Annotated in this window: 21 protein-coding genes; 10 read left to right on the top strand and 11 right to left on the bottom strand. The window is 73.3% G+C overall.

What is annotated here, in order from left to right:
• Positions 1 to 20: 20 nt before the first annotated feature.
• Positions 21 to 392: a hypothetical protein gene (locus ACFV5H_RS14515; protein WP_385048800.1), complete on the bottom strand. Its 372-nt coding sequence runs from the start codon at positions 390 to 392 to the stop codon at positions 21 to 23.
• 243 nt (positions 393 to 635) lie between these two features.
• Here ACFV5H_RS14515 and ACFV5H_RS14520 point away from each other — a divergent pair, with 243 nt between their 5' ends.
• Positions 636 to 2,720, top strand: coding sequence for a SpoIIE family protein phosphatase (locus tag ACFV5H_RS14520; protein WP_385048803.1), 2,085 nt, complete (start codon positions 636 to 638; stop codon positions 2,718 to 2,720).
• 106 nt (positions 2,721 to 2,826) lie between these two features.
• Here ACFV5H_RS14520 and ACFV5H_RS14525 read toward each other — a convergent pair whose 3' ends face one another.
• Positions 2,827 to 3,636 carry a putative protein N(5)-glutamine methyltransferase gene (locus ACFV5H_RS14525; RefSeq protein WP_385194871.1) on the bottom strand — a complete coding sequence of 270 codons (810 nt, stop codon included), beginning with the start codon at positions 3,634 to 3,636 and terminating at the stop codon, positions 2,827 to 2,829.
• Between the two features lie 857 nt (positions 3,637 to 4,493).
• Here ACFV5H_RS14525 and ACFV5H_RS14530 point away from each other — a divergent pair.
• From ACFV5H_RS14530 to ACFV5H_RS14550, 5 genes are all read left to right on the top strand, one after another.
• Positions 4,494 to 5,099, top strand: a complete 606-nt coding sequence (locus ACFV5H_RS14530; protein WP_385194874.1) for a sulfite oxidase-like oxidoreductase — start codon at positions 4,494 to 4,496, stop codon at positions 5,097 to 5,099.
• 22 nt (positions 5,100 to 5,121) lie between these two features.
• Positions 5,122 to 5,898, top strand: a complete 777-nt coding sequence (locus tag ACFV5H_RS14535; RefSeq protein ID WP_385048909.1) for a ferredoxin reductase — start codon at positions 5,122 to 5,124, stop codon at positions 5,896 to 5,898.
• 163 nt (positions 5,899 to 6,061) lie between these two features.
• On the top strand, positions 6,062 to 6,643 hold the full coding sequence (locus ACFV5H_RS14540; RefSeq protein ID WP_385194877.1) for a hypothetical protein: 582 nt from the start codon (positions 6,062 to 6,064) through the stop codon (positions 6,641 to 6,643).
• Between the two features lie 149 nt (positions 6,644 to 6,792).
• A complete protein-coding gene (locus ACFV5H_RS14545) occupies positions 6,793 to 7,761 on the top strand; it encodes an acetylxylan esterase (RefSeq protein ID WP_385048814.1) in 969 nt (322 codons plus the stop codon).
• Between the two features lie 121 nt (positions 7,762 to 7,882).
• The gene (locus ACFV5H_RS14550) at positions 7,883 to 8,626 is read left to right on the top strand and encodes a GntR family transcriptional regulator (protein WP_385048817.1); all 744 of its coding nucleotides are present in this window, start codon (positions 7,883 to 7,885) and stop codon (positions 8,624 to 8,626) included.
• Here ACFV5H_RS14550 and ACFV5H_RS14555 read toward each other — a convergent pair.
• Together ACFV5H_RS14555 and ACFV5H_RS14560 are read right to left on the bottom strand one after the other, a co-directional pair.
• The gene (locus ACFV5H_RS14555) at positions 8,596 to 9,354 is read right to left on the bottom strand and encodes a class I SAM-dependent methyltransferase (protein WP_385194880.1); all 759 of its coding nucleotides are present in this window, start codon (positions 9,352 to 9,354) and stop codon (positions 8,596 to 8,598) included. The genes ACFV5H_RS14550 and ACFV5H_RS14555 overlap by 31 nt on opposite strands.
• Before the next feature lie 4 nt (positions 9,355 to 9,358).
• Entirely contained in the window at positions 9,359 to 9,922 is a 564-nt protein-coding gene (locus tag ACFV5H_RS14560) for a PadR family transcriptional regulator (RefSeq protein WP_344555583.1), read from the bottom strand.
• 69 nt (positions 9,923 to 9,991) lie between these two features.
• Between ACFV5H_RS14560 and ACFV5H_RS14565 the strand changes: the two genes are divergently transcribed.
• The 3 genes from ACFV5H_RS14565 (at position 9,992) to ACFV5H_RS14575 (ending at position 13,150) form a co-directional block, all read left to right on the top strand.
• Complete coding sequence (locus tag ACFV5H_RS14565) at positions 9,992 to 10,390, top strand: nuclear transport factor 2 family protein (RefSeq protein ID WP_385194883.1); 399 nt, start codon at positions 9,992 to 9,994, stop codon at positions 10,388 to 10,390.
• A gap of 371 nt (positions 10,391 to 10,761) precedes the next feature.
• On the top strand, positions 10,762 to 11,901 hold the full coding sequence (gene rho / locus ACFV5H_RS14570; RefSeq protein ID WP_385048826.1) for a transcription termination factor Rho: 1,140 nt from the start codon (positions 10,762 to 10,764) through the stop codon (positions 11,899 to 11,901).
• 91 nt (positions 11,902 to 11,992) lie between these two features.
• Positions 11,993 to 13,150 (top strand): D-alanyl-D-alanine carboxypeptidase family protein, encoded by a 1,158-nt coding sequence (locus ACFV5H_RS14575; protein ID WP_385194886.1) that lies wholly within the window; start codon positions 11,993 to 11,995, stop codon positions 13,148 to 13,150.
• A gap of 134 nt (positions 13,151 to 13,284) precedes the next feature.
• On the opposite strand, the gene ACFV5H_RS14580 is transcribed toward ACFV5H_RS14575, so the two are convergent.
• Positions 13,285 to 14,301, bottom strand: a complete 1,017-nt coding sequence (locus tag ACFV5H_RS14580) for an asparaginase (RefSeq protein WP_385048832.1) — start codon at positions 14,299 to 14,301, stop codon at positions 13,285 to 13,287.
• Positions 14,301 to 14,975: a FadR/GntR family transcriptional regulator gene (locus ACFV5H_RS14585; protein WP_385194910.1), complete on the bottom strand. Its 675-nt coding sequence runs from the start codon at positions 14,973 to 14,975 to the stop codon at positions 14,301 to 14,303. Before ACFV5H_RS14585 ends, ACFV5H_RS14580 begins: the two co-directional genes overlap by 1 nt.
• Before the next feature lie 211 nt (positions 14,976 to 15,186).
• On the opposite strand from ACFV5H_RS14585, the gene ACFV5H_RS14590 reads away from it, so the two are divergent.
• On the top strand, positions 15,187 to 16,227 hold the full coding sequence (locus ACFV5H_RS14590; RefSeq protein WP_385048835.1) for a fatty acid desaturase family protein: 1,041 nt from the start codon (positions 15,187 to 15,189) through the stop codon (positions 16,225 to 16,227).
• On the opposite strand, the gene crcB (ACFV5H_RS14595) is transcribed toward ACFV5H_RS14590, so the two are convergent.
• The 5 genes from crcB (ACFV5H_RS14595) to ACFV5H_RS14615 form a co-directional block, all read right to left on the bottom strand.
• A complete protein-coding gene (crcB, locus tag ACFV5H_RS14595) occupies positions 16,224 to 16,598 on the bottom strand; it encodes a fluoride efflux transporter CrcB (protein WP_385194889.1) in 375 nt (124 codons plus the stop codon). The two genes, ACFV5H_RS14590 and crcB (ACFV5H_RS14595), sit on opposite strands and share 4 nt — an antisense overlap.
• Positions 16,595 to 16,975, bottom strand: a complete 381-nt coding sequence (locus ACFV5H_RS14600; protein ID WP_385194891.1) for a DUF190 domain-containing protein — start codon at positions 16,973 to 16,975, stop codon at positions 16,595 to 16,597. The genes crcB (ACFV5H_RS14595) and ACFV5H_RS14600 overlap by 4 nt, the downstream gene beginning before the upstream one ends.
• On the bottom strand, positions 16,972 to 17,415 hold the full coding sequence (gene crcB / locus ACFV5H_RS14605) for a fluoride efflux transporter CrcB (protein ID WP_385048843.1): 444 nt from the start codon (positions 17,413 to 17,415) through the stop codon (positions 16,972 to 16,974). Before crcB (ACFV5H_RS14605) ends, ACFV5H_RS14600 begins: the two co-directional genes overlap by 4 nt.
• A gap of 75 nt (positions 17,416 to 17,490) precedes the next feature.
• On the bottom strand, positions 17,491 to 17,748 hold the full coding sequence (locus ACFV5H_RS14610; protein ID WP_385048845.1) for a helix-turn-helix domain-containing protein: 258 nt from the start codon (positions 17,746 to 17,748) through the stop codon (positions 17,491 to 17,493).
• Positions 17,749 to 17,911: 163 nt separating this feature from the next.
• Positions 17,912 to 19,471 (bottom strand): arabinogalactan endo-beta-1,4-galactanase, encoded by a 1,560-nt coding sequence (locus ACFV5H_RS14615; protein ID WP_385048848.1) that lies wholly within the window; start codon positions 19,469 to 19,471, stop codon positions 17,912 to 17,914.
• Positions 19,472 to 19,520: the final 49 nt, after the last annotated feature.

A 19,520-nucleotide genomic window follows, 5' to 3' on the forward strand; every position in this document is an offset into this window, starting at 1 on the left:
GGCACACGGGACCGGGAGCGTCACCGGCTTTCGAGGCGTACGTGCAGCTCCTCCTCCTGGTCGCCGGGGACCGTGCTCAGATCGTGCACCGTGAACAGGGAGCCCAGGGTCGTACGGAACCGGTCGATCGCCCAGTAGCCGCCGTGCACGTCGGCGTCGACCGACGAGGCCAGCCGGGCCTCGGGCCGGGTGCCCTCGTGCGCGTCGGCGACGTCGAAGGTGCCGAGCCAGACCGTCGGGCGGGTCTCGGAGAACTCCTCCGGTACGTCGTCGGAGCACCGGTCGGACGTGAAGCACGCGCACAGCGTGTCGAACACGATCCGGGCGTCGTCCTTGCTGCATCCGCTGATCTCGACCGAGACGGACTCCGGGTGCGGTCGTTCGCTGCCCATCGTGATCGCTCCTCTCGTGGCCCACACGTCCCCCGCCCCCTCACTCAGCAAAGCACCACCCGGCGAAGAGCACTACCCGCGCGCCGCTGCCGCGGCGACGGCTTCGCGGGCGCCCGCCCCGATGGTGGGAGAAGCTGGAACCGGACGGCAGGAGCGGCGGAGAATCAGCCCCGCGCGCGGTAGAACAAGGGGTGTCGGCACGGTGACGACGTGCCGTGGGAATCGGTGAAGGCGGGGCGTGCGATGAGTGCAGCGGGGTCACCCCCGGCCGACGGCGACGGGCCGGCGCGCGGACCGGTACGTCCCAGCGGGCTGCTCGACGTGCTGCGGGTGGCCTCGGTGGTCCTGGACGCCGAGGGGCGGATCGTGCTGTGGAGCCCCCAGGCCGAGGAGCTGTTCGGGTACGGCGCACGGGAGGCGCTCGGCCAGTACGCCGCCCGGATCATGGTGCACGAGCAGCACCTGGACCTCGTGGTGAAACTCTTCGCCGACGTCATGCGCACCGGACGGAGCTGGGCCGGGGCCTTCCCGATCCGCCGCAAGGACGGCGACACCCGGTTGGTGGAGTTCCGCAACATGCGGTTGCTGGACGCCCGGGGGAACGTGTACGCCCTCGGTCTGGCGGTGGACCAGTCGACCGTGCGCCGGCTGGAACAGGACGTGGCGCTGTCGACCCGGATCGTCGCCCAGTCCCCCATCGGGCTGGCCGTGCTGGACACCGGTCTGCGCTACGTCTCGGTGAATCCGGCGCTGGAGGAGATCAACGGCATCCCGGCCGAGGAGCATCTGGGCCGCACGGTCCGCGAGGTGCTGCCGCTGGTGGACACCGAGGAGCTGGAGACCGGCGCGCGCCGGGTCCTGGACACCGGCCGGCCCGTCGTCGACCGGCCCATGACCGGCCGTACCCCGGCCGATCCGGACGAGGACCACGCCTGGTCGGTCTCGCTGTACCGCCTGGAGAACGCGCTCGGCACGGTGCTGGGCGTGGCCGTGTCGGTGGTGGACGTCACCGAGCAGCACCGGGCGAACGCCGAGACCGAGACCGCGCGGCGGCGGCTCGCCGTGATCGCCGACGCCACCGCGCGGATCGGCACCACCCTGGACCTGGACCGTACGGCCGGTGAGCTGGCCGACGTGGCCGTACCGGAGCTGGCCGACGCGGCGGCGGTGGATCTGCTGGACGCGGTGGTACGGGGCCGTCGCAGCACCCTCGGCCCCACCGAGCCGGCGGTGATCCGGGCGCTGGCGGTGCGCGGGGTGGACGCGGCGTCCGAGGTGCTGGCGGCGGCCGACCCGCCGGGCCGGGTGACCCGGTACGCGCCGGACCGGCTGATCACCGAGTGCGTGCGCACCGGGCTGCCGGTGATGGTGCCGCGGACCAAGGACGAGGACCTGGCGCGGATCGCCCGCTCCCCGGAGGCGGCCGCGCTGCTGGCGCGGGCGGGAGTCCACTCGTATCTGGCCGTGCCGCTGATCGCGCGCGGGGAGGTGCTGGGCGCCCTCGACCTCACCCGCACGCGCAACCCCCTCCCGTTCGACGAGGACGATCTGCTGCTCGCGCGGGAGCTGGCCTCCCGCGCGGCCGTGCAGATCGACAACGCCCGCTGGTACCAGAACGCCCGCGGCACCGCCCTCACCCTGCAGCGCAGTCTGCTGCCGAGCCATCCGTCCGTGACGGGCGGCCTGGAGGTCGCCTCCCGCTACCAGCCGGCGGGCGCCACCAGCGAGGTCGGCGGCGACTGGTTCGACGTGATCCCGCTGGAGGACGACAGGACGGCCCTCGTCGTGGGGGACGTGATGGGCAGCGGCATCCCCGCGGCGGCCACCATGGGCCGACTGCGCACGGCCACCCACACCCTCGCCTCCCTCGGCCTCGATCCGGCCGTCCTCCTGGAGCACCTGGACCGGATCACCGGCGGCCTGGACCAGGCGATCGCCACCTGTGTCTACGCCGTCCACGATCCCCGCGGGCGGCGGTGCACGATCGCCAACGCCGGGCATCTGCCGCCGGTCCGGGTGCGGGCCGGGCACGCTCCCGAACTGCTCGATCTGCCCACGGGGGTGCCGCTGGGGGTGGGCGGGGTGGCCTTCTCCACGACCACCGTCGAGCTGGAACCGGGCGATCTGCTGGTGCTCTACACCGACGGTCTCGTCGAGACGCGCCGGCATCCGCTGGACGAGCGCCTGGACCGGCTGCTGGCCCTGCTGGACCACCCCGGCGACTCCCTGGAGGAGCTCTGCGACCTCCTCCTGCGCACCCTGCACGAACCCGACAACTTCGACGACGTGGCCCTGCTCATCGCCCGCGCGACGACACCGGGTCCCTGAGCGGTCCCGGGTCCTGCCGGCACGTTCCCGTCGTCCGCCCGGAGTACGGGCCCGGCGGCGCCCGGTACGTACCGGGCGTCGCCGGGCGGGAAGGTGGCGGCAGGGCCTAGGGCCTCACACCGATCACGACATGGGCGTACCGCTCGTCGGAGGTGGCCAGGCGGGTGCGCAGGCCGGCGGTGGTGAAGGCGTCGACGGCGGCGGGGGCCTGGCGGCTGCTGGTCTCCACCAGGAGGCAGCCGCCCGGCGCGAGCCAGCCGGGTGCCCCGGCGGCGACCCTGCGCAGCACGTCGAGGCCGTCCGCGCCGCCGTCGAGCGCGACCAGCGGCTCGTGGTCGCGGGCCTCCGGGGGCAGCAGGCCGATCTCGTCACTGGGCACGTACGGCACATTGGCCGCGAGGATGCCGACGCGGCCCCGCAGCCCGCCGGGGAGCGCCGCGAACAGGTCGCCGGTGTGGACCCGGCCGCCGAGTCCGGCGACGTTGCGGCGGGCGCAGCGCACGGCGGCCGGGTCGATGTCGGCGGCGTGCAGCTCGACCGTGCCGAGTCCGGCGGCCAGGGCCGCGCCGACGGCGCCGGAGCCGCAGCACAGGTCCACGACGACGGACGCGTCCGGCGCCTGGGCGAGTGCCTGCTCGACGAGGAACTCGGTGCGGCGGCGGGGCACGAAGACACCGGGTTCCACGGTGATGCGCCGGCCGTGGAACTCGGCCCAGCCGACGACGAGTTCGAGGGGCAGTCCGGCCGCCCGGCGCTCGACCATCGGGGCGATGTCCCGGGGGGTGGGCGCGGCGGCGAGGATCAACTCGGCCTCGTCCTCGGCGAAGACGCAACCGGCGGCGCGGAGCGCGGCCACGACGGCGTCCCGGGACGAGGACGGTGGAACGGCGGAGGGAGAGGATGACGGAGACGGCATGTGCGGCAAGAGCCTTGGGCCTTTCGGGAGCCGAAGGGCGCTCTCGCGGCCACCTACTGCCGGTGGCCCGCGTCGCTTCGAGGTGAGAGCACCCGACCTGACACAGCGGTAATGGGTCTCACCTCCGGGACGTCCTGCGGCTGGGGCGGTCCGCAGCCGGACGGCCACACTACCCGACGATCACCGCCGCCGTACGGCGTATCCGGGACCCGGGACCGCGGAGGGAGGTGTGCGCGGGCGGAGCAGCGTCCTGGACGAAGCCGCTCGGCCCGTGCCCGCCACGAATGCCCCGGCCCCGCCGACGAGGCGTCCTCCGCCGCCGGGACCGGGCCGGAGTCCGCGGACGGGCGGAGGGAGGTGTGCGCGGGCGGACGCGGCCGGGACCGCGGGGACCGGCCGGCGCGGGAAGACGGTCCGCGCCCGCCGTGCCCGTGCGCCCGCCGTGCCCGCGCGTCGGCCGGGCGTCGGCCGGGCGTGCGCACCCCGGGCTGCCGCCGGTGTCGTACGCGCCGCCCGGACAGCCGGGGACGAGCGGCGGCTGCGGGGCCGCCGGCCGCCCGGCCCTCACGCGCCGTACAGGCCGGCGGTGAGCCGCCGGGTGACCGTGCCGGAGCGGTCCGGCCCGGCCGGGCGGCGCCCTGGCCCGGAGGACCGCCGGGTGCGGGTGGTGCGGCCGGCGGAGGACGGCCGGCGCATCCCGGTCCGGGAGCCAGGATGCGCCGCGCGGCCTCCGTGGAGCGCCTCGCGGACCGGCCCGCGGGACCGTGACCGGCCTGGCACCGCAGCGGTCGCGGACACCGCGTACGGTTGAACACGAAAAACACTTGAGCACCAGTCGCAACGGAATCGCCGATCACGTGAACATCACCCGAGGCTTCACCGGCCGCCCTCGCGTGCACAATCCCGGACTGCCGCCGGGTCAGTACGACGCGGGCGACGAATGGCCCGTCCTGTCCGCCGAGGTCACACCCGACCTGGCGCCCGCCGACTGGACCTTCCGGATCGACGGACTGGTGGCGGAGCCCCGCACCTGGGACTGGGAGCAGGCGCACGCGCTGCCGGCCTCGGCGTACGAGGGGGCCATCCACTGTGTGACGAGCTGGTCGAAGTTCGGGGTGCGGTTCGGCGGCGTCTCGCTGGACGCGTTTCTCCATATGGTCCGGCCCCATGGGTCGGCGACACATGTGGTCGCGTATGCGCACACCGGCTACACCACCAGCCTGCCGCTCGCGGATGTGACCGGCGGCCGCGCCTGGATCGCCTGGGAGTACGACGGCCGGCCGCTGTCTCCCGAGCACGGCGGCCCGGCACGGCTGATCGTGCCGCACCTGTACTTCTGGAAGAGCGCCAAGTGGATCGCGGGGCTGCGGCTCCTCGACCACGACGAGCCGGGCTTCTGGGAGGGCAACGGCTACCACACGCGCGGCAACCCCTGGGAGGAGCAGCGGTACTCCGGTGACTGAGCGGACGACATCGACGACACCCATGACACCGGCGTCACCGGCCGCACCGGGGCGCTCCGCCCCGCCGACGCGGTTCGCGGTGCCCGGACGGATCGGCGTGAACGAGCAGACCGCGTCCGTGTGGCGGACGGCGACCCTGACGGAGATCCGCCGCGAGACCCCGCGGGCGACGACCTTCCGGTTCGCCGTACCCGGCTGGCCGGGGCATGTGCCCGGTCAGCATCTGCTGCTGCGGCTGACCGCCGAGGACGGCTATGTGGCCCAGCGCCACTATTCGATCGCGTCGGCGCCGGACGACTCCGGGCACCTCGAGCTGACCCTGGACCGGGTCGAGGACGGCGAGGTCTCGGGCTGGTTCCACACGGTGGCCCGCCCCGGTGACCGGGTCGAGGTGCGCGGCCCGCTCAGCGGCTTCTTCGCCTGGCCGGGCGACCGGCCCGCGCTGCTGGTGGGCGCCGGCTCCGGAGTGGTCCCGCTGATGTCGATGGTGCGGTACCACCGGGCCCGGGACATGAGACTGCCGCTGCGCCTGGTGGTCTCGGCCCGCAGCCCCGAGGAGCTGATCTACGCGCGGGAGTTCGGCGCGGAGACGACCCGGGTGTTCACCCGCAGCGCCCCGGAAGGTGTGCCCGTGGGACGTATGGCGGCCGCACATGTGGCGCCGCTCCTGGCCAAACAGCCTCCTGGCGGGTGGGAGGCCTATGTGTGCGGCTCCAACTCCTTTGCCGAGCACGCCTCCAGGCTGCTCGTGGCGGCCGGCCAGCCCGTGGAGCGGATCCGTATCGAGCGCTTCGGCTGACCGGGACGTCCCCGTCGGGGCGCCCGCCGTTTCGCACAGCCCCGGCCGGGCACCCGGCCGGGGCTGTTCCGTGGCTGCCGCGCGCCGCGGAGTGAGCCGCCGGGGGCCGCCGTCGCGTACGGCCGTCCGTGCCCCGGCCTCGGTGACGGCAGATAGGTCCGAGATGCGAACGCGGGTGCTGTGCCGGCGTCGGCGCAGCCCGCTGTGCCGCCGCTCGGACGTCGTCGAGGCGTGGACGGCGCTGGCCGTCGCCGCGCTGCTGTGTGTGGTGGCACCGCTGGCGGGGGCGGTCGCCGCCTGGTGGGCGCACGGTGAGGCGCGGGCGACCGCCCTGGAGCAGCGCGCCGACCGCCACCGTGTGCGCGCCGAGGTCGTGGAGCGGTCCGCACTGGTACGGCCCTCCGCCCGGACGGGCGGACGGCATGTGTTCCGCGCGGATGTGCGCTGGACGGAGCCGGGTGAGGGGCCGCGCACCGCCGTCGCCCGCGTCCCGGCGAACGCGCGCCCCGGCGACGTGGTGCACGTGTGGTTCGACTCCCGTGGGCGCGACGTGCCGCCGCCGGTCGACGACGCCTCGGTGTGGCAGTACGGCATCGGCATGGGGGCCGGTGCCGCGGGAGGCACCGCGGCCGTGGTGCTGCTCGCGCACCGGGCGGTGCGCGGGGCGACGATGCGCCGCAGGCTGGCGGAGTGGGAACGGGAGTGGGCCCGCACCGGACCGGAGTGGACGCACCGCGGCGTCTGAGCCGGTGGCCACCTTCCGCCGATACCCCCGACAGCAATCGCTTTCCATGCCCACCACCTGGGACTTTCCCCGAAGCCTCTGGCGATGGCGCCGGTGATCCACGTACGGTGTCATCGCTTCGCACTGTCTCTTCACGAAGGCGGTCCCTGATGGCCCTGTTCGACCTTCCCCTCGACGAACTGCGCGAGTACCGCAGCGCGTCCACCGCGCCCGAGGATTTCGACGCGTTCTGGTCCAAGACGCTCGACGAGGCGCGCGAGCACGATCTGGACGCCCGTTTCGAGCCGGTCGACACGGGACTGTCGACGGTGCGCGTCTTCGACGTGACGTTCGCCGGGTTCGGCGGTCACCCCGTCAAGGGCTGGCTGACGCTGCCCGCCGACGCCGACGCCCCGCTGCCGCTGGTGGTGGAGTTCATCGGCTACGGCGGTGGCCGCGGACTGCCGCACGAGCACCTGCTGTGGGCGTCCACGGGCCGGGCCCACTTCGTGATGGACACCCGGGGCCAGGGCAGCGCCTGGGGCGCCGGCGGCGGTACGGCGGACCCGGTGGGCGGCGCTCCGGCGTACCCCGGTTTCATGACACGCGGCATCGACGCGCCCGAGAACTACTACTACCGCCGGGTGTTCACGGACGCCGTACGGGCGGTGGAGGCGGCGCGGTCGCACCCGCTGACCGACGCGAGCCGCACGGTCGCCGTGGGCGCCAGCCAGGGCGGGGGCATCACCATCGCGGTGGGCGGTCTGGTCCCGGACCTGGCCGGCATCGCGCCGGACGTGCCGTTCCTCTGCGACTTCCCGCGCGCGACGACGCTCACCGACCGGCAGCCGTACCGGGAGATCGGCTCCTACCTCAAGACGCACCGCGGCCGCTTCGAGGACGCCCTGCGCACACTGTCCTACTTCGACGGCGTGCACTTCGCCGCCCGCGGCGGTGCGCCCGCCCTGTTCTCGGCGGCCCTGGAGGACCAGACCTGCCCGCCCTCCACGGTGTTCGGGGCCTTCAACGCCTGGGCGCACGACGACAAGGCGATCGAGGTGTACGACTTCAACGACCACGAGGGCGGCGGCGCGTTCCAGGAGGCGGCCAAGCTGCGCTGGATGCGCTCGTACATCTGAGGGACCGTACGGTTCCGGCCGAACTGCCGGACCACCCTTCCCTGCTGGTGTAGACCAATGGTAGATGTGGTGGCACAACGAGCCCGCACCGCTACGGACCGTCACCAACAGGAGGCGCGGCATGGCCCGCACCACCCCGCACGACCACTCGCCCACCGAAGGTGAGCCCCTCTACCGGAGGATCGCCACGGAGTTGCTCGGCGAACTGCGGGACGGAACGATTCCGCCCGGCGAACGCCTTCCAGGCGAGCGGCAGTTGGCCGAGCACTTCGAGGTGAGCAGGGAGACCGTACGGCAGGCGCTGCAGGTGCTGCGCCGTGACGGGCTGGTCGCCACCGACCGGCGGGGCAGCCATGCCACGCTGCCCGGCCCGCCGGTGGAGACGCCGGCGTCGTCCGGTTTCCCGCTCGGCGCGCGGTGGGCCGGCCGGGGCGCGGTGGCCAGGGCCACCGTGGCCTGGGAGGCTCCGCCGCCCGGGCACGCCGAGGCCCTGGGAGTGGCCCCGGCCCGGCCGACGCTGGTGCACCGCTACTGGTCGGCGTCGGCCGACGGGCGGGAGCTGCGGGCGGCGGTGACATCGTTTTCCGCCGTGGCGCTCGCGGAGGTCGAGGAGCTGGGCCGCTACCGCGACCGGGCCGACGGCACCGGTGCGGCGGAGCTGCGGCGGGCCTACGACTGGATGCGCCGGGCGGGTCTGACCCTGCATCACCGCGACACGATCACGCCGGTCGCGGGGACGCCGTCGGTCCGGGTCACCCGGCGGGTGCACGACCAGTACGCCCGCCCGCTGGAGATCACCGAACTCGTCATGGACGCCCAGGAGGACGTCCTGGTCTACGAGTTCACGGTCCCGGCGGCGGTCTGACCGGGTCCGGGGCGTCCGGCGACGACCAGCCGGACCCATGGACTGCCGTCCCGGCGCCGTCCGAACTCGGGCAGTGCCCACGACTCCACCCGGAACCCGGCCCGGGTCAGCTCGCGCCGCACGGCACCGAAGCGGAAGGCGCGGTAGTACATGACGAACGGCGGGCGCCACACCGCGTTGCGCACCCGCATCACGGCGTCGAACCCCAGCAGCATCCCGTACGTGAGCGAGCCCGGCCGGGGCGGCGCGACCACGGGGAAGACGAAGCGTCCGCCCGGCCGGAGCACCGAGTGGACCTGCGCGAACAGCCCCGGCAGTTCACGCGGCAGGAAGTGGCCGAACGCGCCGAAGCTGACCACGAGGTCGAAGACCGGACCGAACGGCAGTGCCCGCGCGTCCGCCCGCACCCAGCCGGTCGCCGGCCCCGGCGGCCGGACGCGTTCCCGCGCGACGGTCAGCATGCCGGTGCTGAAGTCCACGCCGGTGACGCTCCCCCGGCACACCTGCCGCAGTACGTCGACGCCCGCGCCGGTGCCGCAGCACAGATCGAGCCCGGCGTCGAAGGGTCCTGCCCGCCGCAGTGCCTCCGTGGTGGCGTCGAGCACCGAGTCGGGCGTACGGAAGGGGGTGTGGTCGAACTTCGGCGCGAGGAGGTCGTAGCCGCGTTCCACGGACGACAGCGCCTGGACGGCGAGTTCGCGCAGCCGGGGGCCTTCGGGGCTGAACATCCGGTCAGCCTAGGGGAGCACGGCCGCGCACCACGGTCAGCACCCGCTCGCACCAGCGCAGATTCTCCTCCTCGAAGGCGATTCCGCCCAGCAGGGTGAGATACGGTCCGACCCGGTCGGCCTCGCTCAGGTACTGCTCCTCGGAGCGGCCGTCCAGCAGGCGTTCGCGCACACGCGCGTAGCGGGCGAGTTTGCCGCGCGCCCACGCCATCCGTTCCTCGAGCAGCGCGGCCGTGGCCCCGGGGTCCGTACCGTCCATGGCCTGGATCTTGATCAGGAGTTCGTCGCGGATGGCGGTGGGCCGCCGGGGCGGCTCGGCGGCGAAGGCGCGCAGGTCGTCGCGGCCGGACTCGGTGAGGGTGAACATCCGCTTGTCCGGGCGGCGTTCCTGCCGTACCACCCGGGCCTCGACGAGCCCGTCCCCCGCCAGCCGTTCGAGTTCCCGGTAGAGCTGCTGGGGCGTACAGGCCCAGAAGTTGGCGAACGAGACGTCGAAGATCTTGGACAGCTCGTAGCCCGAGGCCTCGCCCTCCAGGAGGGCGGCCAGGACGGCGTACTTGAGGGACACGTGGACACGTTAGCAGTGAGTGATTATTGTCATCCGCACCTATTCAACAAGTTGACTACAGGAGCCGTGATGCGAGCATTCCGGGAGGCGGTGGAGGCCCATGACCTCGACGCCGCCGTGGCGCTGCTGGCGGAGGACGTCGTCTTCACCAGCCCGGTCGTGTTCAAGCCGTACACCGGCAGAGCGGTCACCGGGGCGATCCTGCGCGCGGTCGCGGAGGTCTTCGAGGACTTCCGGTATGTGCGCGAGATCGGCGACGCGGGCGGCCGTGACCACGCGCTCGTGTTCACCGCGCGGGTGGGTGACCGCCGGATCGACGGCTGCGACTTCCTCCACGTCGACGACGACGGGCGCATCGACGAGCTGACCGTGATGGTGCGTCCGCTGTCGGGTGCGCAGGCGCTCGCGGCGGCCATGGGGGCGCGGTTCGAGCGGATCGCCCGCGAGGCGGGAGAGAACCCCGCCTGAACCCGCGCGGGAGCGAGACTCCGACACGGGCCCGCCGGTCGTCACCGGCGGGCCCGTCGTCCGTACGGACCTCGTTTTCCCGACCCACCACCGCACCGGGTGGTACAGTGCATGCAGCACTCGTGTAACGCCCCCTCTTGTTCGGGCGTCGGTGCCAGTTCCTCCTCGCACATCACTTCGGTTCGCCGCTTCCGCCCGTCGTGTCCGACCGGCGTACGGCTTTCCCGCACCACCTCGTCGGCCGGGTCTCCTCCCGCCGTGACCGGGGTGCTGTTCTCCGCCGCCCGGAGGCGCGTGTCCGCCCTCCCCGCGCGGTTTCCCTCCTTCCCACCGCACGTCCCTGTCCGTCGTCCGCGAAAGGACCGACCCCCATGACCACCACCACACTCGATCACCCTCCCGTACGGCAGCGGCCCCAGCTCGTCAGCGGTGTCCTGGACATCGACGCGGCCGGGAAGGGGCGGCTGCGCGCCGAGAACTGCCTGCCCTCCCCCTCCGACCCGTCCGTCTCCCCCGCGCTGCTGCGCCGCCACGGCCTGCGCAAGGGCGATCTCGTGGAGGGCGTGCGCGGCGACCGGCACGCCCTGACCGAGGTCACCCGCGTCGAAGGCCGCACGCCCGACGCACTGCGCGACCGGCGCCACTTCCGCGACCTGACGCCGCTCCACCCGCACCGGCGGCTGCGCCTGGAGCACCCGGCGTCCGGCCTCGCCGGGCGGGTCGCCGATCTGCTCGCGCCGGTCGGCAAGGGGCAGCGCGGGCTGCTCGTGGCGCCGCCCAAGACCGGCAAGACCGTCCTCCTCCAGCAGCTCGCGGCGGCCGTCGCCGGCAACCACCCCGAGTGCCGGCTGATGGTGGTGCTGCTCGACGAACGCCCCGAGGAGGTCACCGACATGCGGCGCTCGGTGCGCGGCGAGGTGTACGCCTCGACCTTCGACCGGCCCGCCAAGGAGCACATCGCGCTCGCCGAGCTGGTGATCGAGCGGGCCAGGCGGCTGGTCGAGGCGGGCGAGGACGTCGTCGTGCTCCTCGACTCGCTGACCCGGCTGTGCCGGGCGTACAACAACGCGGCCGCGTCCGGTGGCCGCACCCTCAGCGGCGGTGTCGACGCCTCCGCGCTGCTCGGGCCCAAGCGGTTCTTCGGCGCCGCCCGGCAGGCCGAGGAGGGCGGCTCGCTCACGATTCTCGCCTCCGCCCTGGTGGAGACCGGCTCCCGGGCCGACGAGTTCTGGTTCGAGGAGCTCAAGAGCACCGGCAACATGGAGTTCCGGCTGAGCCGCGAGGCCGCCGCGCGGCGGCTGTTCCCCGCCGTCGACATCACAGGATCGGGCACCCGTCGCGAGGAACTGCTGCTCACCCCGGTCGAGTTGACCGCCGTACGGGGACTGCGGCGCGTGCTGCGGTCGCGGGACGGGCTGGCCGACCTGGAGACCCTGCTGGGCCGGATGCGTGAGACCCCCGACAACGCGGCGTTCCTGCGGCGCGTCCAGCCGACCCTGCCGGGCGGCTGAGGCGCCGTCGGCGTGTGGCATCCGGGTGCTCGCGGACGGCCCCCGGCCGGGGCAGCGCGGTGATTCGGGGGTCCATTCCTACGTTTGCGGTATGACTATCGGATTTACTTCGCGGGCTGCCGTGTCGACCTGTGTGCTCTGCACGGCGAGCCTGCTGGTGACGGCGCCCGCCGCGGCGATCGCCGGCGTCGACCCTGGGCCGCGGGTGACGGCCGGGTCACTGCTGTACCGGCCCGGCACCCACGTCCGCCCGCGCCCGGGGGCACCCGAGGTCCCGGATCCGTCCGCCCTGTCGTGGCTGGTCGCCGACGCCCGCACCGGCGACGTACTGGCGGCGCACGACGCGCACCGCCGGCTGCCGCCGGCCAGCACGCTCAAGACGCTGTTCGCGCTCACCGTGCTGCCGATCCTCCCGGCCGGCATCCGGCACCGGGTCGGCGAGGAGGAACTGGCGGGCATCGGCCCCGGCAGCAGCCTCGTCGGGGTCGTGGAGAACCGTACGTACCGGGTGTCCGACCTGTGGAACGGGGTCTTCCTCAGTTCCGGCAACGACGCCGTGCGCGTGCTGGCCGCGCTCAGCGGGGGCTGGCGGGCCACGGCCGAGCGGATGCAGGCCAAGGCCCGCGCGCTGGGCGCCCGCGACACCCGGGTCAAGTCACCCGACGGCTACGACGCACCCGGCCAGGTGTCGTCGGCGTACGACCTGGCGGTGTTCGGCCGGGCGGGGCTGCGCAACGACGAGTTCGCACGGTACTGCGCCCGGCACGAGGCGCTGTTCCCGGCCCGCGACGGCGGCTCGTACGGCATCGTGAACACCAACCGGCTGCTCACCGGCGCGGACGGCGTCGAACCCTACGAAGGTCTGCTCGGCATCAAGAACGGCTACACCGGCAACGCCGGCAACACCCTCGTGGCCGCGGCACACCGGGACGGTCACACTCTTGTGGTGACGGTCATGAACCCCCGGTCGGGCGGCGGCCACGCGGTGTACGAGGAGGCCCGCACGCTGCTGGACTGGGGCTTCGAGGCGATCGGGCACGTGACCCCGGTGGGCTCCCTGGACGCCCTGCGCCCCGGCCCGCCGGCCGGCCCTCAGGCGGAGCCCGCCACGACTCCCGTGGCCCGGAGCCACGGCACCCCGACCCGCCCGGTCACCTGGACCATCGTCGCGGCCGCCCTCCTGGGCGCCGCGAGCGTGTCACTGTACCTGCGCCTCAGATGGGGCCCGGTACCTACAGATCAGCGGTAAGGGCAGCGCCCCGAAAGGGGCGCGGGGCCGTATTCGACATGCGGCTCCGCCGCGTGGGCGCGACCAGCCCCCAACGGCCCGCAGCAGAACGCGAATCCGCAACCGATTCCAAGGGGCGCGGGGAACTGCGCGAATCACGTCAACGCCGGTGCGGTCACCGAATCCAGCGCAGGGACCGGCCGCACCTGCCCGACCGGCCGCCCACCCCCGAGCAACACCTCACCCCGGAACTCCCCGAGCAGGGACGGATCCACCCCGGCCCGCACGAGCGCACCCGCCGCCACGGGGACCCGCGCCCGCCCCGCCCCGTCCGCGATCTTCACGGCAACCGCCCGCCCGTCCGGCAGCGCGGCGACCTGCACGCCCTCGAAGCCGTCCTTGACGAGCAACCCCGGCACCGCCCGCATCAGCGCGGCCACGTCCCGTCCCGACCCGGAGGCCATCTCCGCGTGCTCCCGCATCGCGTCGGCGACGCACGCCTCAGGGGTGCCCGACGCGGCGGTGGTGATCCGCGCGGCGGCACGGGCGAGACCCCGCAGGGAGACCGCGAACAACGGCGCGCCGCAGCCGTCGACGGTGACCGTGGCGACGCGCTGCCCGGTGAGGTCCTCGACGATCTCGGCGATCGCCTGCTGGAGGGGGTGGGCGGGGTCGAGGTAGTCGTCGAGGGACCAGCCGTTCAGCCTGGCCGTGTACAGCATGGCGGCGTGCTTGCCGGAGCAGTTCTGTGCGAGCCGGGACGGCGGGCGGCCCTCGCGCACCCAGGTGTCCCGGACGACCGGGTCGAACGGCAGGTCGGGGACGTTGCGGAGGTCGTCCTCCGTCAGCCCGGCGAGTTCGAGGACGCGCCGGACGCCGGCCAGGTGGCGTTCCTCGCCGGAGTGGCTGGCCGCGGCGAGCGACAGCAGTTCGCCGTCGAGCGGCAGCCCCGCGCGGACCATCGCCACCGCCTGGACGGGCTTGAGCGCGGAGCGCGGGTAGCAGGCGGCCTCGATGTCGCCGAGCCGGAAGCCGACCTCGCCGTCGGCTCCGAGGACGACGACGGAGCCGTGGTGGACGCCTTCGACGACCCCGCCGCGTATCAGGTGGGCGACGGGGGCGTGGAGGGGTTCGCGGATCAGGGGGGCGTCCGCGGGGATGGTGCTGTACATCACACTGCCTGGGGGGAGTCGTGGGCCGGCGTGCGCGCGGGGCGCACGATGTCGGTGAGGGTCGTCTCGACGCGGTCGAGGTGGTGGGTCATGGCCTCGACGGCGTCGTGCGCGGAGCCGTCGGTCAGTGCCTCGACGATCGCCCGGTGCTCGCGGTTGGACTGCTCACGGCGTCCGCCGAGTTCGTTGAGGAAGGCGGACTGGCGGGCCAGCGCGTCCCGGATCTCCTCGATGACCCGGCGGAAGACCGGGTTCTGGGCGGCCTCGGCCACGGCGAGGTGGAAGAGGGTGTCCATCGCGACCCACGCCATGGTGTCGGTCTCGTGCTCCATCCGGTCCAGCAGACGGGTCAGCCGGTCCAGGTTCTCCGGGGTGCGGCGCTCGGCGGCGTACCCGGCGACCGGGATCTCGATGTGCCGGCGCACCTCGAGCAGGTCGCTGGCCGCGTAGTCGCCGAAGGTGGGGTCCTCGACGGCGTCGGCGACGACGAAGGTGCCCTTGCCGGTCCTGGACACGGTCAGGCCCATGGTCTGCAGGGCCCGCAGCGCCTCGCGCAGCACGGGCCGGGAGACCTCGAGGGTGCGGCACAGTTCCGCCTCGGAGGGCAGCTTGTCGCCGATCGCGTACTCGCCGCGTTCGATGGCGCCGCGGAGGTGGGAGAGGACCGCTTCCATCGCGCTGACGCGCCGCGGACCCGCACCACCTGTCTGGCTGTCTGACAGGTTCACGGGACCGATGGTGCGGGGGCGGTGCGGGCGCTGTCAAGCGAAGGGCCCGTGCCGGGAGGGTGGGGTCAGCCACACCCCCTGTCGGGGGGTCCCGTCACTCCCCCTCCGGGGGCCAACGTCATTCCGCTCCGCGGAAATCGTTCACATACTCAAGCGCATGGTCGATCCGACGGTACTCACCGCTGTCCCGCCCGCACGCGAAAAGGGAAGCGACTTTTCCGAATTGTCACGGCGCATGGCCGAAGCGGGTCTGCTGCGGCGCCGCCCTCTCTATTACACGCTGCGCTTCGGGGCCGTGGGAATGGCGCTCGCGGGCGGTGTCGCCGCTTTTCTCGTCCTGGGTGACAGCTGGAGCCAGCTGATCGTCGCCGCCGCTCTGGCCGTGGTGTTCGGGCAGCTCGGGCTGGCCGCGCACGATCTGGCCCACCGCCAGGTGTTCTCCCGCCGGCGCCCCAGTGAGACCGGCGGGCTGCTGGTGGCCAATGTGCTGCTGGGCATGAGCTACGGCTGGTGGACGAACAAGCACACGCGCCACCACGCGAACCCCAATCACGAGAAGAAGGACCCGGATGTCGCTCCCGACATCATCGTGTGGTCGCGGCGTCAGGCGAAACAGGCGAAGGGGCCGGCGCGGTTCATCGGAAAGCACCAGGCGGCCCTTTTCTTTCCGCTGCTGACCCTGGAGGGCCTCAATCTGAGTTTCAGCAGTTTCAAGGCCCTGCGCAGCCCGTCGATGAAACGGCCGGTGCTGGAGGGGACGCTGCTGGTCGTCCATTTCGCCGTGTACTTCGGCGGTCTGTTCCTGGTCCTCTCCCCCGGCAAGGCGCTCGCGTTCATCGCCGTGCACCAGGGGCTGTTCGGGATCTACCTGGGCTCCGTGTTCGCCCCCAACCACAAGGGCATGCCGATGATCGAGGAGGGCACCGAGCTGGACTTCCTGCGCCGCCAGGTCCTCACCTCCCGCAACGTCGACGGCGGGGTGTTCATCGACGTGTTCATGGGCGGGCTGAACCACCAGATCGAGCATCACCTGTTCCCCGGCATGCCGACGCCGGCCCTCGGCCGGGCCCAGGTCATCACCGAGCGGTACTGCGCCGAGCTGGGCATCCCGTACTGCCGGACGGGTCTGCTCGCCTCGCACCGTCAGGCCCTGCGCCACCTCAGGCAGGTCGGGGAGCCGCTGCGCGACAAGGCCTAACCCCACACCGCCTCGGCCAGGGCCGCGCCCGCGAAGGCCGCGCCCAGGCCGGCCGTCACACTCGCCGCCACGTTCACGGCGGCGTAGCCGCGGGCGCCGGTCTCGGTCAGGCGGAGGGTCTCGTAGGAGAAGGTGGAGTAGGTGGTCAGGGCGCCGCACAGGCCCGTGCCGAGGAGCAGCTGAAGGCGGGAGTCGGCCGCGCCCGCGGCCACCGCGCCGGTGAGCAGGCCGAGGACCAGGCTGCCGGTGACGTTGACCGTGAAGGTTCCCCAGGGGAACACCGAGTCGTGGCGGGACTGCACCGCGCGGTCGGTGAGATAGCGCAGCGGGGCGCCGGCCATGGCGCCCAGCACCACGTACAGCCAGTTCACCGCGGCGCCCCGTCCGTCCGGTCCGTGGCACCGGTGCCGTCGCCGCGGCGCGCGTACCGGACGACCTCGCAGCGGTCGAGGAGGACCAGGCCCTCGCCGACCAGCCCGTCGAGTTCCGGCAGGAAGGCCCGTACGCGCTCGTCGGTGTCGACCAGGACGACCGCCACCGGCAGGTCCTCGCTGAGGGAGAGCAGCCGGGAGGTGTGGACGACGGAGGAGGTGCCGAAGCCCTCGACGCCGCGGAAGACACTGGCCCCCGCGAGCCCGGCCGCGTGGGCCCGGTGGACGATCTCCGAGTAGAGGGGCCGGTGGTGCCATGTGTCGTTCTCGCCGACGTACACGGTCAGGCGGAGGACGGTGCCGGTCAGCCGGGTCATGGCTGCCTCCTGATCAGGATGCGGCGGGTCGCCGTGGCGGCCGTCCACACGGCGGCGAGCGCCGCGAGCGGGGTCACCGCGAGGTACACGAGTCCGGCGCCCGCCCTGCCGCCGTCGAGCAGGTTCCGGATGTCGACGGCGTACGTCGAGAAGGTGGTGAAGCCGCCGAGGACGCCGGTGCCGAAGAACGGGCGGAGCAGGGGGTGGGCGGCGCGGACCTCGGTGATGGTCACCATGAACACGCCGATGACGGCGCAGCCGGCGACATTGACCCAGAGGATCGTCCAGGGGAACCCGTGCGCCGGTGTCGGCCACCACAGGGAGGCCGCGTACCTGGCCGCCGCTCCCGCTCCCCCACCGAGCGCGACGGCGGCGACGACGGGGGCCCGGGCGCGGAAGGCGGGGCGGGCCCGAGGGCTCTCGGTCTCCGGGGCTGTCACCGTCGTACGTCTCCCACTCGCTCGGGATCAGCCTAACGTCCCGGAACGCGGCGGGTCATGTCGCGGCCCCACGCGCTACCAGTCCTTCTCGAACAGCCGCGCCACCTCGGCGATCCGCGCCTCGTCGCGCCGGTAGCGCACACGGGCGCCGGAGCCGTCGGTGCGCAGCAGGCCGAGGGCCATGAGCAGCCGCAGGTGGGTGAGGGCGGCCGGGTGGGGCAGACCGAGCCGTGCGGCGACGGCCTCCGCGGTCAGGCCGTCGGCCGGCGCGTCCTGTTCCCTCAGCAGCGTCAGGACGCGCAGTCGTGTCCCGTCGACGGGGGTCCTCAGCATCTCGTACACCTCCGCGCCGGGCCTCGCGCTCCGGAGCCCTTCCACTCTGCCGTGAGCGGGGGCTCCGTGTCCCGGTCCGACCGCACCTTGTCCGGGACCCAATGGGCCTGCGGCTAAAGGCCGTTCGGCCCCGCCCCCGGTCTGCGGGGCGGGGCCGGCGGGCTCACCGGTGGCGGAACCAGGCCGTCGCGGGCAGCGCGCGGTCGTCGTAGCCGAACAGCGCCTGGTTCTCCCAGCCGTTGCCGGAGGACGGGTCGGCGGGGTCCCAGCCGTTGCCGGCGCGGGCGGTCCAGGTGGCCTCCCAGTAGAAGACGCCGAGGCCACGGCCGTTCGGGACGGCTTCCACGATGCTCGCCACGTCGTTCATCCAGCGGGTCTGCCCGGTGGTGGACGCCGGGTAGCCGGGGACGAGTTCACCCTCGAGGTCGATGATGTTCTCGAGGCCGTCCTCGCTGTCGAGACGGAAGGGGTAGGCCGTCTCGGCGACGAAGACGGGCTTGCCGTAGCGGCCGGCCGCGTCGTCCAGGGTCGTCTGGAAGTCGTACAGCGTGCCGTGCCAGTAGCCGTAGTACGACAGGCCGATGGCGTCGAACTTCACGCCGTGGGAGACCGCGTTGTCGAACCACCAGCGGGTGCCGTCGAGGTCACCGCCCTCGGCGAGGTGCAGCGCGGCGACCGTGGACGGGCTGACCTCCTTGACGGCGTCGTAGCCGGAGTTGAGCAGGCCGGCGAGTTGGGGCCAGTTGTCGGTGGAGCCCTCGTTCCACAGCGTGCCGCCGTTGATCTCGTTGCCGACCTGGACCATGTCGGCGGTGGTGCCCTGCCTCTTGAGGGCGTCGAGGACGTCGTACGTGTGGTCGTGGACGTCCTTCTTCAGCTGCCCGTAGCCGTGTCCGGCCCAGGCGGCGGGCTTGTTCTGCTTGCCCGGGTCGGCCCAGGCGTCCGAGTAGTGGAAGTCGACGAGCAGCTTCATGCCCTGCGCCTTGATCCGCTTGGCCACGGCGAGGACGTGCGCCTTGTCGTTGTAGCCGTCGGCCGGGTTCACCCAGACCTTCAGGCGGGCGTAGTTCATGCCGGCGGACCTCAGGATCGCGACCGGGTCGCCGGTGGCGCCGGACGCGGTCCGGTAGACCCCGCCCTTGGCCTCGCTCTTGGGCAGGGAGGAGATGTCGGCGCCCTTGACCGCCAGACCCGAGGTGCCCCGGACGAAGCTCAGGTCGTCGACGTTGATCCAGTTGCCGGCGTTCGCGTCGCTGTTGACGCTGACCGTGCACTGACTGCCGGTCACCTTCACCGGCACGACGATCCGTATCCATCCGGAGTCGGAGACCGGCAGGTCGGTGCGCTGCTCGGCGCCGCCGCAGTTCTTCAGGGCGAGGTACGCGGAGTTCTGGCCGCCGCCCGAGCGGACCCAGGCGGTGAGCTTGTAGTCGCCGCCTGCCAGACCGGACAGGTACTGGTACGTCTCCACCTTGTAGGCCGAGGACGACCAGTGGGACAGGCGGTGACCGCCGCTGTGGCCGCCGGACTCCGTGTACGAGGCGGCCGTGTCGCCGTACTCGGACCAGCCGGCCGGGGTGGCGGTGCCGGAACCGCCGGTCTCGAAGCCGCCGTTGGTGAGCGTGCTCGCGGCCGTCGCGGTCTGGGCGGGCAGGGCGGTGAGGGCGAGCCCGGCCACGAGCGGCGGCAGCAGGGCCCGGAGTGTGCGTCTGGGATGGAACATGGGCGTTCGTCGTCCCTTCGACGTGGGGAGGGGGGCGCCCTGCGCCCGG

It is taken from the genome of Streptomyces sp. NPDC059787 (assembly GCF_042732315.1).
GTDB classification, from domain to species: Bacteria; Actinomycetota; Actinomycetes; order Streptomycetales; family Streptomycetaceae; genus Streptomyces; species Streptomyces atrovirens.